17 protein-coding genes are annotated in these 14,986 nt (G+C 57.5%); 10 read left to right on the forward strand and 7 right to left on the reverse strand.

Annotated elements, in window-relative coordinates; genetic code table 11:
* Positions 1–41: 41 nt before the first annotated feature.
* Together lptG and lptF are read right to left on the reverse strand one after the other, a co-directional pair.
* Positions 42–1,124 carry an LPS export ABC transporter permease LptG gene (lptG, locus tag ABLV04_RS02165; protein ID WP_002886956.1) on the reverse strand — a complete coding sequence of 361 codons (1,083 nt, stop codon included), beginning with the start codon at positions 1,122–1,124 and terminating at the stop codon, positions 42–44.
* Positions 1,124–2,221 carry an LPS export ABC transporter permease LptF gene (lptF, locus tag ABLV04_RS02170; protein ID WP_023291773.1) on the reverse strand — a complete coding sequence of 366 codons (1,098 nt, stop codon included), beginning with the start codon at positions 2,219–2,221 and terminating at the stop codon, positions 1,124–1,126. The genes lptG and lptF overlap by 1 nt, the downstream gene beginning before the upstream one ends.
* Positions 2,222–2,610: 389 nt before the next feature.
* Between lptF and pepA the strand changes: the two genes are divergently transcribed.
* The 3 genes from pepA to ABLV04_RS02185 all read left to right on the forward strand — a co-directional run bounded on the left by pepA (position 2,611) and on the right by ABLV04_RS02185 (position 7,542).
* Positions 2,611–4,122: a leucyl aminopeptidase gene (pepA, locus tag ABLV04_RS02175; RefSeq protein ID WP_004206531.1), complete on the forward strand. Its 1,512-nt coding sequence runs from the start codon at positions 2,611–2,613 to the stop codon at positions 4,120–4,122.
* Between the two features lie 121 nt (positions 4,123–4,243).
* Positions 4,244–4,687, forward strand: coding sequence for a DNA polymerase III subunit chi (gene holC / locus ABLV04_RS02180; protein WP_048296514.1), 444 nt, complete (start codon positions 4,244–4,246; stop codon positions 4,685–4,687).
* Positions 4,687–7,542 (forward strand): valine--tRNA ligase, encoded by a 2,856-nt coding sequence (locus tag ABLV04_RS02185; protein ID WP_101990711.1) that lies wholly within the window; start codon positions 4,687–4,689, stop codon positions 7,540–7,542. Before holC ends, ABLV04_RS02185 begins: the two co-directional genes overlap by 1 nt.
* A 47-nt stretch (positions 7,543–7,589) precedes the next feature.
* Here the strand turns inward: ABLV04_RS02185 and ABLV04_RS02190 are convergent, their stop codons facing one another.
* A complete protein-coding gene (locus ABLV04_RS02190; RefSeq protein WP_348815297.1) occupies positions 7,590–7,784 on the reverse strand; it encodes a hypothetical protein in 195 nt (64 codons plus the stop codon).
* Positions 7,781–8,782, reverse strand: a complete 1,002-nt coding sequence (locus ABLV04_RS02195) for a DUF898 family protein (protein ID WP_348815299.1) — start codon at positions 8,780–8,782, stop codon at positions 7,781–7,783. The genes ABLV04_RS02190 and ABLV04_RS02195 overlap by 4 nt, the downstream gene beginning before the upstream one ends.
* Positions 8,783–8,967: 185 nt before the next feature.
* Here ABLV04_RS02195 and ABLV04_RS02200 point away from each other — a divergent pair, with 185 nt between their 5' ends.
* On the forward strand, positions 8,968–9,471 hold the full coding sequence (locus ABLV04_RS02200; RefSeq protein WP_023291770.1) for a GNAT family N-acetyltransferase: 504 nt from the start codon (positions 8,968–8,970) through the stop codon (positions 9,469–9,471).
* A 283-nt stretch (positions 9,472–9,754) separates the two neighbouring features.
* Here the strand turns inward: ABLV04_RS02200 and miaE are convergent, their stop codons facing one another.
* Both miaE and rraB read right to left on the reverse strand, forming a co-directional pair.
* Positions 9,755–10,519: a tRNA isopentenyl-2-thiomethyl-A-37 hydroxylase MiaE gene (gene miaE / locus ABLV04_RS02205; protein ID WP_023291769.1), complete on the reverse strand. Its 765-nt coding sequence runs from the start codon at positions 10,517–10,519 to the stop codon at positions 9,755–9,757.
* Between the two features lie 57 nt (positions 10,520–10,576).
* On the reverse strand, positions 10,577–10,999 hold the full coding sequence (rraB, locus tag ABLV04_RS02210; RefSeq protein ID WP_023291768.1) for a ribonuclease E inhibitor RraB: 423 nt from the start codon (positions 10,997–10,999) through the stop codon (positions 10,577–10,579).
* Between the two features lie 163 nt (positions 11,000–11,162).
* Here rraB and argF point away from each other — a divergent pair, with 163 nt between their 5' ends.
* Positions 11,163–12,167: an ornithine carbamoyltransferase gene (argF, locus tag ABLV04_RS02215; protein WP_032454662.1), complete on the forward strand. Its 1,005-nt coding sequence runs from the start codon at positions 11,163–11,165 to the stop codon at positions 12,165–12,167.
* A 69-nt stretch (positions 12,168–12,236) separates the two neighbouring features.
* Here the strand turns inward: argF and ABLV04_RS02220 are convergent, their stop codons facing one another.
* Positions 12,237–12,689, reverse strand: coding sequence for a YhcH/YjgK/YiaL family protein (locus ABLV04_RS02220; protein WP_110243617.1), 453 nt, complete (start codon positions 12,687–12,689; stop codon positions 12,237–12,239).
* Positions 12,690–12,883: 194 nt separating this feature from the next.
* Here ABLV04_RS02220 and ABLV04_RS02225 point away from each other — a divergent pair, with 194 nt between their 5' ends.
* From ABLV04_RS02225 to ridA, 5 genes are all read left to right on the forward strand, one after another.
* Positions 12,884–12,988 (forward strand): pyrBI operon leader peptide, encoded by a 105-nt coding sequence (locus ABLV04_RS02225; RefSeq protein WP_002886930.1) that lies wholly within the window; start codon positions 12,884–12,886, stop codon positions 12,986–12,988.
* A complete protein-coding gene (locus ABLV04_RS02230; protein ID WP_227650304.1) occupies positions 12,963–13,022 on the forward strand; it encodes a pyrBI operon leader peptide in 60 nt (19 codons plus the stop codon). Before ABLV04_RS02225 ends, ABLV04_RS02230 begins: the two co-directional genes overlap by 26 nt.
* A gap of 2 nt (positions 13,023–13,024) precedes the next feature.
* Positions 13,025–13,960, forward strand: coding sequence for an aspartate carbamoyltransferase (pyrB, locus tag ABLV04_RS02235; RefSeq protein WP_004206522.1), 936 nt, complete (start codon positions 13,025–13,027; stop codon positions 13,958–13,960).
* A gap of 13 nt (positions 13,961–13,973) precedes the next feature.
* Positions 13,974–14,435 (forward strand): aspartate carbamoyltransferase regulatory subunit, encoded by a 462-nt coding sequence (pyrI, locus tag ABLV04_RS02240; RefSeq protein WP_002886927.1) that lies wholly within the window; start codon positions 13,974–13,976, stop codon positions 14,433–14,435.
* A 153-nt stretch (positions 14,436–14,588) separates the two neighbouring features.
* On the forward strand, positions 14,589–14,975 hold the full coding sequence (ridA, locus tag ABLV04_RS02245) for a 2-iminobutanoate/2-iminopropanoate deaminase (protein ID WP_002886926.1): 387 nt from the start codon (positions 14,589–14,591) through the stop codon (positions 14,973–14,975).
* Positions 14,976–14,986 lie beyond the last annotated feature (11 nt).

The following is a 14,986-nucleotide window of genomic DNA, read 5'->3' on the forward strand; positions in this document are numbered from 1 at the left end:
CCCTCATCGTTGAGGGGGCTTACGTTCCGTAGCCGAGTCCGCTAGGCCTTGCGCATCATCAGCCAGAGGCTTATCAGGAAGAAGCTGGCGCTTGGCAACAGGGCGCCGATGATCGGCGGTATGCCGTACACCAGGGTCAGCGGGCCGAAAATCTGATCCAGCACGTAGAAGATAAAGCCGAAGCTAATCCCGGTCACCACCCTGACGCCCATCGGCACGCTACGCAGCGGGCCAAAGATAAACGACAGCGCCATCAGCATCATCACCGCCACCGACAGCGGCTGGAAGATTTTGCTCCACATATTGAGCTGGTAGCGTCCCGGATCCTGGCCGCTGGACTTCAGGTATTTCACATAGTTGTGCAGCCCGCTGATCGACAGCGCGTCCGGATCCAGGGCTACCACGCCGAGCTTGTCCGGCGTCAGGTTGGTTTTCCAGGTGCCGCTCACCATCTGCGACCCGGTCACCTGCTTCGGATCGGTCAGATCGGATTCATCCACCTGCGACAGGCGCCACACTTTATTCTCGCTATCGAATTTTGCCGAGGCGGCATAGCGCACCGACTGTAAACGACGCTCCGGGTTGAAGGCATAAATGCTGACGCCCCCCAGCTCATCGTTACCTTTTACCCGTTCGATATAGACAAAGTTATGGCCATCTTTCGCCCACAGCCCCTGCTGGGTGGAAAGCAGCGAACCGCCGTACATCTGCTGGGCGCGGTAGTTGCGCGCCATCTGTTCGCCCTGCGGCGCCACCCACTCGCCGATCGCCATGGTCAACAGCACCAGCGGGATCGCGGTTTTCATCACCGCCAGCGCCACCTGCAGCCGGGTGAAACCGGACGCCTGCATCACCACCAGCTCGCTGCGCTGGGCCAGCATCCCCAGCCCCAGCAGCGCGCCAAGCAGCGCCGCCATGGGGAAGAAGATCTGGATGTCTTTCGGCACGCTGAGGATGGTGTAGAGGCCAGCGCCCAGCGCATCGTAACTACCCTGCCCGGACTTTTTCAGCTGATCGACAAACTTGATAATGCCGGAGAGCGACACCAGCATGAACAGGGTCATCATGATGGTGTTGAAAATCGTCTTACCGATATAACGGTCAAGTACGCCAAACGCCTGCATCAGGCCGCTCCTTTATTAAAACGGGCGCGGAAGCGGCGCATCGGCACCGTGTCCCACAGGTTTAACAGCACCGCCAGCGCAAAATAGAGCAGGTTAATCGCCCACATCCAGATAGCCGGGTCCATTTTGCCTTTGCCGCCGTTCGACTTAATCGAGGTCTGCAGCAGGAAGAACACCAGGTAGAGCAGCATCGCCGGCAGCATTGACAGCACGCGGCCCTGGCGCGGGTTGACCACGCTGAGCGGCACCACCATCAGCGCCATAATGAAGACGGTCGCCACCAGCGTGAAGCGCCAGTGCAGTTCGGCGCGCGCACGATCGGTGTGGGTCTGCCACAGGGTGCGCATATCCATCTGTTCGGTGTCGTCCGGATCGGCGGCCACCGCCTGGTGGCCGATAATGGCCTGATAGTTATTGAAGTCGGTGATGCGGAAGTCGCGCAGCATCGCGGTGCCTTCAAAGCGGGTGCCCTTATTGAGGGTCACCACCTGCGAACCGTCTTTCTGCTGCGACAGCTCGCCGGAATCCGCCACCACCACGGAGGGGCGCGCGTTGCCTTTCGGGCGCAGCTGGGCAAGGAAGACGTCATGGAAGCGGTTGCCGTTCACGCTCTCGATAAACATGACCGCGTTACCATCGCTGGCCTGCTGGAACTGGCCCTGGGCCAGCGCGGCCATGCCGGGGTTGGCCTTGGCTTCCGCCAGCACTTCATCCTGATGGCGCGACGACCACGGCCCCGCCCACATCACGTTGACCGCCGCCACCGCGCCGGTGAACAGCGCGAGGATCATCGCCGCCTTGATCAATACGGCTTTACTCAGGCCGCAGGCGTGCATCACCGTAATTTCGCTTTCGGTGTACAGCTTGCCGAGGGTCATCAGCAAACCAAGGAACAGACTTAACGGCAGGATAAGCTGCGCCATCTCCGGGATGCCGAGCCCCAGCAGCGAGAGCACCAGATTGGTTGGGATATCGCCATCCACCGCAGCGCCGAGGATCCTGACTAATTTCTGGCAAAAGAAAATCAGTAACAGGATGAATAGGATCGCCAACTGGCTTTTCAGCGTCTCACGAACCAGATATCTTATGATTATCACTATAAATACGCCCGTAAAAACCCGTTTTAGTGCAGGAAAATTGCTTGTTTCATGGCTTAAACGTCATTTATTCTCTTTGGTCGTCGAAAACGTCGCTAAGATTAAATGACTCATCGGTTCTGCATGTCAGGATCTTTTCTGACGAACCCAGGCCTTATTAACGTTAAGATTAACACGAAGTCACCGCAACAGCGGACATGAGTTACGAAAGCTTGCAATTATATACTCAATGGATTTCGAGTTGTAAGAAGGCAGCAGGGCTGTGGCCCCTGGCGCGCACAATGTGCCACGTCAGGGTAAGCAGGCGCAGCCGGCGCATCTGCAACTTGAAAGGCGACGAGTATAGCCGTAGCCACCACTGTTGTCTTTAAGATTCAGGAGCATAGTGCATGGAGTTCAGTGTAAAAAGCGGTAGCCCGGAGAAGCAGCGGAGCGCCTGTATCGTGGTCGGCGTCTTTGAACCACGTCGCCTCTCCCCCATCGCCGAACAACTCGATAAAATCAGCGACGGCTACATCAGCGCCCTGCTGCGTCGCGGCGAGCTGGAAGGCAAACCTGGCCAGACGTTATTGCTGCACCATGTGCCGAACATTCTGTCTGAGCGCATTCTGCTGATTGGCTGCGGCAAAGAGCGCGAACTGGATGAGCGTCAGTACAAGCAGGTCATCCAGAAAACCATCAATACCCTGAATGATACCGGTTCAATGGAGGCAGTCTGCTTCCTGACCGAGCTGCACGTCAAGGGTCGTAACAACTACTGGAAAGTTCGCCAGGCGGTGGAAACCGCCAAAGAGACGCTGTACAGCTTCGATCAGCTGAAGACCAACAAAAGCGAGCCGCGTCGCCCGCTGCGTAAAATGGTCTTTAACGTGCCGACCCGTCGCGAGCTGACCAGCGGCGAACGCGCCATTCAGCACGGGCTGGCGATCGCCGCCGGCATCAAAGCGGCGAAAGATCTCGGCAACATGCCGCCGAACATCTGTAACGCCGCCTATCTGGCCTCCCAGGCGCGCCAGCTGGCCGATACCTATAGCAAAAATGTTATCACCCGGGTGATCGGCGAACAGCAGATGCGCGAGCTGGGAATGAACGCCTACCTCGCCGTCGGCAACGGTTCGCAGAACGAGTCGCTGATGTCGGTCATCGAGTATAAAGGCAACCCGTCGGAAGACGCGCGCCCTATCGTGCTGGTCGGTAAAGGCCTGACCTTCGATTCCGGCGGTATCTCCATCAAGCCGGCCGAAGGCATGGACGAGATGAAGTACGACATGTGCGGCGCCGCGGCGGTGTACGGCGTGATGCGGATGGTTGCTGAGCTGCAGCTGCCGCTGAACGTGATCGGCGTGCTGGCGGGCTGTGAAAACATGCCTGGCGGTCGCGCTTATCGCCCGGGCGATGTTCTGACCACCATGTCCGGCCAGACGGTGGAAGTGCTCAACACCGACGCCGAAGGCCGCCTGGTGCTGTGCGACGTGCTGACCTACGTTGAGCGCTTCGAGCCGGAAGCGGTTATCGATGTCGCGACGCTGACCGGCGCCTGCGTGATTGCCCTCGGCCATCACATCACCGGCCTGATGTCGAACCATAACCCGCTGGCCCATGAGCTGATCGGCGCCTCTGAACTGGCGGGCGACCGCGCATGGCGTCTGCCGCTGGCCGACGAGTTCCAGGATCAGCTGGAATCCAACTTTGCCGATATGGCGAATATTGGCGGCCGTCCTGGCGGCGCGATCACCGCCGGCTGCTTCCTGTCGCGCTTCACCCGCAAGTACAATTGGGCGCACCTCGACATCGCCGGCACCGCCTGGCGCTCCGGTAAGGCCAAAGGCGCCACCGGTCGTCCGGTCGCGCTGCTGTCGCAGTTCCTGCTCAATCGCGCGGGTTTTAACGGCGAAGAGTGATTGCCGTCTGATGCCCGGTGGCGCTACGCTTACCGGGCCTACGGAAAGATGCCGTTTGTAAGCCGGGTAAGCGTAGCGCCGCCCGGCTTTACATTTAAATCCACAACAAGAAGCCCCATATATGAAAAACGCAACGTTCTATCTTCTGGACAACGAAGACACCGTCGAAGGCCTGAGCGCCGTCGAGCAGCTGGTGTGTGACATTGCCGCAGAACGTTGGCGCAACGGCAAGCGCGTCCTGATCGCCTGTGAAGATGAGCAGCAGGCGATTCGTCTCGATGAGGCGCTGTGGTCGCGACCACCGGAGAGCTTTGTGCCGCACAATCTGGCGGGCGAAGGCCCGCGAGGCGGCGCGCCGGTAGAGATTGCCTGGCCGCAAAAGCGCAACAGCAGCCCGCGGGACATTCTGATCAGCCTGCGGCTTAACTTTGCAGATTTTGCCACCGCTTTCACAGAAGTGATAGACTTTGTCCCTTACGAAGAAAATCTGAAACAACTGGCGCGCGAACGCTATAAGGCGTACCGCATGGCTGGTTTCAACCTGAACACGGCAACCTGGAAATAATGGAAAAGACATACAACCCACAAGATATCGAACAGCCGCTTTACGAGCACTGGGAAAAGCAGGGCTATTTCAAACCGAATGGTGATGAAAGCCAGGAGAGCTTCTGCATCATGATCCCGCCGCCGAACGTCACCGGCAGTTTGCATATGGGTCATGCCTTCCAGCAAACCATCATGGATACCATGATTCGCTACCAGCGCATGCAGGGCAAAAACACCCTGTGGCAGGCGGGGACCGACCACGCGGGTATCGCTACCCAGATGGTGGTTGAGCGTAAGATTGCCGCTGAAGAAGGGAAAACCCGTCACGACTACGGCCGCGATGCCTTTATCGACAAAATCTGGCAGTGGAAAGCGGAATCCGGCGGCACCATTACCCGTCAGATGCGCCGTCTCGGCAACTCCGTTGACTGGGAGCGCGAGCGCTTCACCATGGACGAAGGCCTTTCCAATGCCGTGAAAGAAGTCTTCGTTCGCCTGTACAAGGAAGACCTGATCTACCGCGGCAAACGCCTGGTTAACTGGGACCCGAAACTGCGCACCGCCATTTCCGACCTCGAAGTGGAAAACCGCGAATCGAAAGGCTCCATGTGGCATATCCGCTACCCGCTGGCCGATGGCGCGAAAACCGCTGACGGTAAAGACTACCTGGTGGTCGCCACCACCCGTCCGGAAACCCTGCTGGGCGATACCGGCGTGGCCGTTAACCCGGAAGATCCGCGTTACAAAGATCTGATTGGCAAATTCGTGGTGCTGCCGCTGGTTAACCGCCGCATCCCGATCGTGGGCGACGAACACGCCGACATGGAGAAAGGCACCGGCTGCGTGAAGATCACCCCGGCGCACGACTTTAACGACTACGAAGTGGGTCGTCGTCACCAGCTGCCGATGATCAACATCCTGACCTTTGACGGCGACATCCGCGAAAGCGCGGAAGTGTACGACACCAAAGGCAATGAATCCGACGTCTACTCCAGCGAGATCCCGGCGGAGTTCCAGAAACTGGAACGCTTCGCGGCGCGTAAAGCCGTCGTTGCGGCGGTTGACGCCCTCGGCCTGCTGGAAGAGATCAAACCGCACGACCTGACCGTCCCTTACGGCGACCGCGGCGGCGTGGTTATCGAACCGATGCTGACCGACCAGTGGTACGTGCGCGCGGACGTGCTGGCCAAGCCGGCGGTGGAAGCCGTTGAAAACGGCGACATTCAGTTCGTGCCGAAGCAGTACGAAAACATGTACTTCTCCTGGATGCGCGATATTCAGGACTGGTGTATCTCCCGTCAGCTGTGGTGGGGTCACCGCATCCCGGCATGGTACGACAACGACGGCAACGTTTACGTGGGCCGCACCGAAGACGAAGTACGCCAGGAAAATAACCTCGGCGCCGACGTGGCGCTGCGCCAGGACGAAGACGTGCTGGATACCTGGTTCTCCTCCGCGCTGTGGACCTTCTCCACTCTCGGCTGGCCGGAAAACACCGACGCCCTGCGTCAGTTCCACCCGACCAGCGTGATGGTCTCCGGCTTCGACATCATCTTCTTCTGGATCGCCCGCATGATCATGATGACCATGCACTTCATCAAAGATGAAAACGGTAAACCGCAGGTGCCGTTTAAGACCGTCTACATGACCGGTCTGATCCGCGATGACGAAGGCCAGAAGATGTCCAAATCCAAGGGTAACGTTATCGACCCGCTGGATATGGTTGACGGCATCACCCTGCCGGAGCTGCTGGAGAAACGTACCGGCAACATGATGCAGCCGCAGCTGGCGGAGAAAATCCGTAAGCGCACCGAGAAACAGTTCCCGAACGGCATCGAGCCGCACGGCACCGACGCCCTGCGCTTCACCCTGGCGGCGCTGGCCTCTACCGGCCGCGACATCAACTGGGATATGAAGCGTCTGGAAGGTTACCGTAACTTCTGTAACAAACTGTGGAACGCCAGCCGCTTCGTGCTGATGAACACCGAAGATCAGGATTGCGGCTTCAACGGCGGCGAGAAGGTACTCTCTCTGGCCGACCGCTGGATCCTCGCGGAATTCAACCACACCGTCAAAGCGTATCGCGAAGCGCTGGATAACTTCCGCTTCGATATCGCCGCCGGCATCCTGTACGAGTTCACCTGGAACCAGTTCTGCGACTGGTACCTGGAACTGACCAAGCCGGTGATGAACGGCGGCAGCGAAGCGGAACTGCGCGGCACTCGCCATACGCTGGTGACCGTGCTGGAAGGTCTGCTGCGCCTGGCGCATCCGATCATTCCGTTCATCACCGAGACCATCTGGCAGCGCGTGAAGGTCATCTGCGGGATCACCGCCGACACCATCATGCTGCAGCCGTTCCCGCAGTATGATGCCTCTCAGGTGGATGACGCGGCGCTGGCCGACACCGAATGGCTGAAGCAGGCGATCGTCGCCGTACGTAACATCCGTGCGGAAATGAACATCGCCCCGGGCAAACCGCTGGAACTGCTGCTGCGCGGCTGCAGCAAAGAGGCCGAGCGTCGCGTGAACGACAACCGCAGCTTCCTGCTGAATCTGGCGCGTCTGGAAAGCATTACCGTGCTGCCTGCCGATGATAAAGGTCCGGTCTCCGTGACCAAGATCGTCGACGGCGCCGAGCTGCTGATCCCGATGGCGGGCCTCATCAACAAAGAAGATGAGCTGGCGCGTCTGGCGAAAGAAGTGGCCAAAATCGAAGGCGAAATTGGCCGCATCGAAAGCAAGCTGGCTAACGAAGGCTTTGTCGCCCGCGCGCCGGAAGCGGTGATCGCCAAAGAGCGCGAGAAGCTGGAAGGCTACGCGGAAGCGAAAGCGAAGCTGATTGAGCAGCAGGCGGTGATCGCCGCGCTGTAATTGCTCGCGATAGAAAAAAGGCCGGAGCTTGCTCCGGCCTTTTTACATTACAGGAACGGCAGCATCGGAAAAAAACCGCCGCATAGTTTGTCAGATACCGTCGGCTGCGGTGGTGCCGCCGGCTGCAGATCGAGCGAATCGAACTCACCGACCATCGTCGTGTTTTCAGCAATATAGCGTAGCAAATCAATCTTGAACCAGGGATAGGCCAGCCCCAGCGTCAGCGGCGTGAGAAACGTCAACGCCAGTAAACGCGGAGCAAGACCGAAAACGTCAGGGTGGAACGAAAATGAACGCTATCCCCCAGCACCAGGTTATTCATCGCGTGATTACGTAAAGCCACACGAAGGTATGCCATGGATAACACGATACCGATAGTGAGGAATATATATCCCCCTAATATCGCCCCAAGATGCCGCAATGCCATAAACAGTGCCGAACCTTCACTGCACAGACCAAACATACAGCCCGTCAGCAGTTGAGCGAATGCGGAAAATAAAAAGCCAATAAAAATGACGATAAACGGCAACAAAATCGCCGTTGCCCATAAAAAAATCACCACACAACGCTTAGTACTCACATAAATATTAAATTTATTTTTGCCTAAGGTTGCGCCTTTGCCGATGAGATCAAGCCAGTGGCTGTAAACCACACCGCTGGTTATTGCCATAATAACTAGCGCCAGCAAAAGCAGAACAACGATCCCCAGCAGCATGCTATTTAGGCCATTGTAAAAGAGCCGACTTCCCAGCATGGCGAACACCACCGCTGTTAGCACGTATATCAGCAAAGGTAAGCCGAGCATAATCCACCATCCGCGCAGCAGATGACACTGAACCCCAAAGCGAATATTCGCGAAAGAGGTCATCGTCGCATGGTAGCTTAACCCCTTAATTATCATTACCGGCAGCAGGATAAGAAATGCCAGCGTCTCCAGCCCTTCGCTACCGGGAGAGAAAATGGCAAGCGCTAAGCTGAGTAAAACCAGCACGACAAATATCAATAGCCAGCTGAGTAAAATCGTGATACCGCGCCCGTGATAGGCAAAGCGGGCGCCATTAACCTCCATATTCTCACAAAGATAACGGCGACTCCGTACCCATGCCCATGGAATAAATAACCCACAAGTTATTACAGAAAAAATAATATTAACCAGACAAATAATAAAATAGCGCCCGACCTGACCATGAAAAACAAAAGAATGGCCAGAACGCTGCAATTGCCCTGAAATCATACTCATAAAAAAGTCGTCCTTGTACTTTAAACCATATATAAAAATAATAAATAATGCACATCGGCATTAAGCGAGCAGAATATATTATTTTGAATTTTCCCGGCAATACATTTCACGCGCACCTTGCGCCTGTAAACGAATAATGGTATTAAAGAAATATATGGTTATTTAAGCTAAAATTGAGTGATTCTATGAATCTTGCCGCGCCACAGACCTTTACTTTACGCCGTATCGCGGTACAGGATAACGCTGCGATAGCGGCCGTCATCCGCCAGGTATCCGCAGAATATGGCCTGACCGCCGATAAAGGCTATACGGTCGCCGACCCGAATCTCGATGAGCTGTATGAGCTGTACAGCCAGCCGGGCTCGGCCTATTGGGTGGTGGAGAAAGAGGGAGAAGTGGTTGGCGGCGGCGGCGTCGCGCCGCTCGCCTGCAGCGAGCCGGATATCTGCGAGCTGCAGAAAATGTATTTCATGACCAGCGCCCGCGGCCAGGGGCTGGCGAAGAAGCTGGCGCTGCTGGCGCTGGACTACGCCCGCGAGCAGGGCTTTAAACGCTGCTATCTGGAAACCACCGCCTTCCTGACGGAGGCGATCGGCTTATATGAGCATCTTGGCTTCGAACATATTGACGGTCCGCTGGGCTGCACCGGCCACGTGGACTGCGAAGTGCGGATGTTGAAAATGCTGTAACGCCTCGATATCGCAGGCGTCCCCGGTAGCGCTACGCTTACCGGGGCTACAGTTCGGTAGCCCGGCTAAGCGTAGCGCGAGCCGGGGCATGTCCCGGATGGCACCGCTTGCACCTTACCCGTGCTCGCGGTGCCGTTTTTTTGTCGGGTGGCGGCTAACGCCTTACCCGACCTACGGCCCGTACCATGGCGAGCTGAAGCTCTCAACGCTATCTCTCCCCCCATGGCTACTGAGACTGCCGGCGTGAGTGGCGACCGGAGCGACGGGAGCCGAACAGCGTGGGCTACGCCGCCGCCGGCACGCCGCTGTGAAAGCGGAACTCGGCCTCCGGACGGAGGATCAGCGCCGCTTCCGCCTCGCCGAGCTGGCGGACCCGTTCGCTGATATCTTCTCCGGCAATCTTCTGCGCCAGATCCAGGTAGTCCTGATAGTGACGCGCTTCCGAGCGCAGCAGCGACAGATAGAACTTCTGCAGATCGTCGTCCAGCCACGGCGCCAGCGCCGCAAAGCGCTCGCAGGAGCGGGCCTCGATATAGGCGCCGCAGATAAGCTTATCGATCAGCATCACCGGCTCATGTGAGCGCACCTCCCGTCGCATGCCGCGGGCATAGTTGCTGGCGGTGATTTTGACGTAGGGGATATCGCGCGCCAGCATCATCTCCCGCACCTGCCAGAAGTGATGCAGCTCCTCTTTAATCAGCAAAATCATGCTGTCCAGCAGCTGACGGCCCCACGGGTCGTCGGTCTGCGGCATGGCGCTTTTGTTGATCCGTTTATGCAGGGCGACAAAATCCGGCTCTGGCCCCCGGCGGTAGGTGAAGTCTTCATACGGCTTCAGGCAGGCCAGCAGCTCGTCGGCGTCGGCTTTATCCGCGACGTAGCGACGCACCAGCAGCATGGCGTTCTGCGCCGCTTTCAGTTCGCACACCATATGGTCGGTCAGCAGCAGCGGCAGGTTTTCCGGCTTGCGGGCTTCGTCAATCCACGCCTGCGGCGTCGGGCAGTGCAGGAAGTTGATAATCGGGGAGAGTATCTGCGGGTAATCCATGGAGGTTCCTTGCTATACGGCGGCTGGCGCCGCCGTATCATCTACATCTTCTGCGACTTAGTGACGAACACCATCGTCGTCTTCATCGACAAAATCTTCGTCATCCTCGCCGTCTTCTTCACCGTTCGGGTCCTCATAGTAGGTGCCCCAACCGTCATACTCGACGTCAAATTTTTCTGCCAGCGTCATCAGCTGTTCCACCTGGGCATCGATCAGTTCTGCGTTCAGGGCGCATTCGCTCAGAATATCGCAGCAGATGACCACTTCACCCTCTTCCACTTCCAGCTCTTCGGGCTCGGTCACTTCGTAGCCCAGCTTAAACGCTTCCACCGCCACTTTCTCCAGGGTTTCGAAATCGTCTGCAGAGAGGTGATGCTCAATCGTGTACAGTGCGTCCGGATCGCTGCCATCTTCCAGCAGCTCTTCGATAATCAGACGCGTCTCTTCACGCTGTTCTTCCAGGTGTTCCGGGTTTGCCATGGCTCGTTCCTCATAATGTGCGGCAGTTATCCCTATTGTCACATACCGCCGTCATTGCCTCCACTTCTCAGTGAAAGATTTCGATCACAGACTTGCAAATGAATATTCATACATATAAATTGAATTTTAATTCAATTAGTGGCCTATGCCAGGTGAGGGAACCATGTCTGCGTTTTACCAGAAGCATTTTTTAAAGTTACTCGATTTTACGCCTGCAGAAATCACCGCCCTGCTCGAGCTGGCGGCAAAGCTGAAAGCCGATAAGAAAAACGGTATCGAAGTCCAGAAACTGGCAGGGAAAAACATCGCGCTCATCTTCGAAAAAGACTCAACCCGTACACGATGCTCTTTCGAAGTTGCCGCATACGATCAGGGCGCCCGCGTGACCTACCTGGGGCCCAGCGGCAGCCAGATTGGCCATAAAGAGTCGATCAAGGACACCGCCCGCGTGCTCGGACGGATGTACGACGGCATTCAGTACCGCGGCCACGGCCAGGAAGTGGTGGAGACCCTGGCGCAATACGCCGGCGTGCCGGTGTGGAACGGCCTCACCAACGAGTTCCACCCTACCCAGCTGCTGGCGGACCTGCTGACCATGAAAGAGCACCTGCCGGGCAAAGCCTTTAACCAGATGACGCTGGTCTACGCCGGCGACGCGCGCAACAACATGGGTAATTCGATGCTGGAAGCCGCGGCGCTGACCGGTCTGGATCTGCGCCTGGTGGCGCCCTCGGCCTGCTGGCCGGAGGCCGCGCTGGTGGAAACCTGTACCGCGCTGGCGAAACAGCAGGGCGGTAACATCACCCTGACGGAAGATATCGCCGCGGGGGTGCAAGGCGCCGATTTTATCTATACCGACGTCTGGGTCTCAATGGGCGAGGCGAAGGAAAAATGGGCCGAACGTATCGCCCTGCTGCGCGACTATCAGGTTAACAGCGCGATGCTGGCGCTGACCGGCAACCCGCAGGTCAAATTCCTCCACTGCCTGCCAGCGTTCCATGATGACCAGACCACGCTGGGCAAACAGATGGCTGCCGAATACGGCCTGCACGGCGGCATGGAGGTGACTGACGAGGTGTTTGAGTCGGCGGCAAGCGTGGTCTTCGACCAGGCGGAAAACCGGATGCACACCATCAAAGCGGTGATGGTGGCGACGCTGAGCAAATAGTCCTTCGCTCGCCGTCAAATCCCGGATCGCTTGGCGCGTATCCGGGATACCGCTCGTCAGGGCGCTTTGTCACGCCATCAGCATCTTCACCACCGCTTTGCGCACCTTCGCCGGGGCGCCCACGGCGCACAGCGGCTTATGCACTTCGCCGGGATAAAACACCACAAAGTCCCCTTCGTTAAGGATCACCGTTTGCTCCTGCGCCCCCTCCGCCAGGAAAGCGATGTCTTTCTCCGCCAGCCAGTCGGTCTGGGGCTCTCCTGCCGGCAGGGTGCTGAAGGTCATCCCCTCGCTGCCGCGGAGCACAATCTGGATATCGAGATAGCGGGCATGAAATTCCGCGCGACGCGCGGCCTGCGGCTCGGTGGTGTCTTCGGAAATCAGATAAAACAGGTTGTTGCCGTCGATATCATGTTTACCCAGCGGCGTCGCCTCGCTGACATGGGCGATAACGTGTTCGATAGCCTCGCGCAGCGCGGCAGGCAGCCATGGCTGCAGATGGTGGATATTGCCAATAATCATCGCTTACCTCAAATATAAAACAACATTTCATTTTTGCGTTTTATACCCCCATCGTCGCTGCCATACCAGTGCAGTTTCACGGTTCTTTGCGCTGGCGCACTTTTCTGCAGGCAAACGATTACCTGTTTGTGAATGAATCGCTTGATCGTCATAACGGTCTGCGTATAATGCCAGTCGTTTTGCCGGGAGGAAGCATGGCCAATTGCGTACGACATTCTGTCTTAGCGCGTCTCAATGCAGACGCTGGCCTGCCGTTTTTCTTTCCGTTGCTCATTGGATTCCCGAAGCCCCTTATTTAAGGGGCTTTTTTTTTGCCCAGGCGTCAGGAGATAAGCATGGCTAACCCGCTATATCAAAAACATATCATTTCCATAAACGATCTCAGCCGCGAAGACCTCGAACTGGTGCTGGCGACGGCGGCAAAGCTGAAAGCTAATCCACAACCCGAGCTGCTGAAGCATAAGGTTATCGCCAGCTGTTTCTTTGAAGCCTCGACCCGCACCCGCCTCTCTTTTGAAACCTCGATGCACCGCCTGGGGGCCAGCGTGGTCGGCTTCTCCGACAGCGCCAACACCTCGCTGGGCAAAAAAGGGGAAACGCTGGCGGATACCATCTCCGTCATCAGCACCTACGTTGACGCCATCGTGATGCGTCATCCGCAGGAGGGCGCCGCCCGTCTGGCGACCGAATTCTCCGGCGGCGTGCCGGTACTGAACGCCGGCGACGGCGCCAACCAGCACCCGACCCAGACCCTGCTCGACCTGTTCACCATTCAGGAGACCCAGGGCCGGCTCGAAAACCTCAACGTGGCGATGGTCGGCGATCTGAAGTATGGCCGTACCGTCCACTCCCTGACCCAGGCGCTGGCCAAATTCAGCGGCAACCGCTTCTACTTTATCGCCCCGGACGCGCTGGCCATGCCGCAGTACATCCTCGATATGCTGGATGAAAAAGGCATCGCCTGGAGCCTGCATAGCGCCATCGACGACGTGATGGCGGAAGTGGATATTCTCTACATGACCCGCGTGCAGAAAGAGCGTCTGGATCCGTCGGAATACGCCAACGTCAAAGCGCAGTTCGTCCTGCGCGCCGCCGACCTCGAAGGGGCGCGCGCCAATATGAAGGTGCTGCACCCGCTGCCGCGCATTGACGAAATCACCACCGATGTCGATAAAACGCCGCACGCCTGGTACTTCCAGCAGGCCGGTAACGGCATCTTCGCCCGCCAGGCGTTACTGGCACTGGTACTGAATAGCGAGCTGGCACTGTAAGGGGAAATGAGAGATGACACACGACAATAAACTGCAGGTAGAAGCGATCAAACGCGGCACCGTGATCGACCACATTCCGGCGCAGGTCGGCTTTAAGCTGCTCACCCTGTTCAAACTGACCGAAACCGACCAGCGCATCACCATCGGCCTGAACCTGCCCTCCGGCGAGATGGGCCGCAAAGATTTGATTAAAATCGAGAACACCTTCCTGACCGACGAGCAGGTTAACCAGCTGTCGCTGTACGCCCCGCAGGCGACGGTAAACCGCATTGATGATTACGAAGTGGTGGGCAAATCCCGCCCGAGCCTGCCGGATCGCATCGACAGCGTGCTGGTCTGCCCGAACAGCAACTGTATCAGCCACGCCGAACCGGTTTCTTCCAGTTTTGCAGTGAAAAAACGCGCTGATGACATCGCACTCAAATGTAAATACTGCGAAAAAGAGTTTTCTCATTATGTGGTGCTGGCCAACTAAATGCGGTTGGTATTGGTGGTAGGCCTCCCTATAATGGCTACCACCCTACGCTTCGTCCTTCGGGCGGCGTCTGCGCCCGGCGGCACAGCGCTTACCGCCTGGCGGCCACCTGAATGATTTTGCGTAACATTACTCAGTTCATCTGGAGATAACATGAGCAAAACTATTGCGACGGAAAATGCACCAGCAGCGATTGGCCCCTACGTTCAGGGCGTTGACCTGGGCAGCATGATCATCACCTCTGGCCAGATCCCGGTCGACCCGAAAACCGGCAGCGTTCCGGAAGACGTATCCGCGCAGGCGCGCCAGTCGCTGAACAACGTGAAAGCCATCGTTGAAGCCGCAGGCCTCACCGTCGGCGACATCGTCAAGACCACCGTTTTCGTCAAAGATCTCAACGATTTCGCTACCGTTAACGCCACATACGAAGCGTTCTTCACCGAGCACAACGCCACCTTCCCGGCGCGTTCCTGCGTTGAAGTGGCGCGTCTGCCGAAAGACGTGAAGATCGAGATCGAAGCCATCGCCGTGCGTCGCTGATCGCGAACTCC

Source organism: Klebsiella sp. JN_Kp127, assembly GCF_040062505.1.
Classification (GTDB): Bacteria; Pseudomonadota; Gammaproteobacteria; order Enterobacterales; family Enterobacteriaceae; genus Klebsiella; species Klebsiella quasipneumoniae.

What these genes read in the sequence shown, in the direction of transcription:
- ridA (WP_002886926.1), top strand. Translation starts at nt 14,589, where the DNA reads ATGAGCAAAACTATTGCGACGGAAAATGCACCAGCAGCGATTGGCCCC.
- ABLV04_RS02195 (WP_348815299.1), bottom strand. Translation starts at nt 8,782, where the DNA reads ATGAGTATGATTTCAGGGCAATTGCAGCGTTCTGGCCATTCTTTTGTT.
- argF (WP_032454662.1), top strand. Translation starts at nt 11,163, where the DNA reads ATGTCTGCGTTTTACCAGAAGCATTTTTTAAAGTTACTCGATTTTACG.
- pyrB (WP_004206522.1), top strand. Translation starts at nt 13,025, where the DNA reads ATGGCTAACCCGCTATATCAAAAACATATCATTTCCATAAACGATCTC.
- pepA (WP_004206531.1), top strand. Translation starts at nt 2,611, where the DNA reads ATGGAGTTCAGTGTAAAAAGCGGTAGCCCGGAGAAGCAGCGGAGCGCC.
- pyrI (WP_002886927.1), top strand. Translation starts at nt 13,974, where the DNA reads ATGACACACGACAATAAACTGCAGGTAGAAGCGATCAAACGCGGCACC.
- holC (WP_048296514.1), top strand. Translation starts at nt 4,244, where the DNA reads ATGAAAAACGCAACGTTCTATCTTCTGGACAACGAAGACACCGTCGAA.
- ABLV04_RS02220 (WP_110243617.1), bottom strand. Translation starts at nt 12,689, where the DNA reads ATGATTATTGGCAATATCCACCATCTGCAGCCATGGCTGCCTGCCGCG.
- lptG (WP_002886956.1), bottom strand. Translation starts at nt 1,124, where the DNA reads ATGCAGGCGTTTGGCGTACTTGACCGTTATATCGGTAAGACGATTTTC.
- ABLV04_RS02185 (WP_101990711.1), top strand. Translation starts at nt 4,687, where the DNA reads ATGGAAAAGACATACAACCCACAAGATATCGAACAGCCGCTTTACGAG.
- ABLV04_RS02225 (WP_002886930.1), top strand. Translation starts at nt 12,884, where the DNA reads ATGGCCAATTGCGTACGACATTCTGTCTTAGCGCGTCTCAATGCAGAC.
- miaE (WP_023291769.1), bottom strand. Translation starts at nt 10,519, where the DNA reads ATGGATTACCCGCAGATACTCTCCCCGATTATCAACTTCCTGCACTGC.
- ABLV04_RS02200 (WP_023291770.1), top strand. Translation starts at nt 8,968, where the DNA reads ATGAATCTTGCCGCGCCACAGACCTTTACTTTACGCCGTATCGCGGTA.
- rraB (WP_023291768.1), bottom strand. Translation starts at nt 10,999, where the DNA reads ATGGCAAACCCGGAACACCTGGAAGAACAGCGTGAAGAGACGCGTCTG.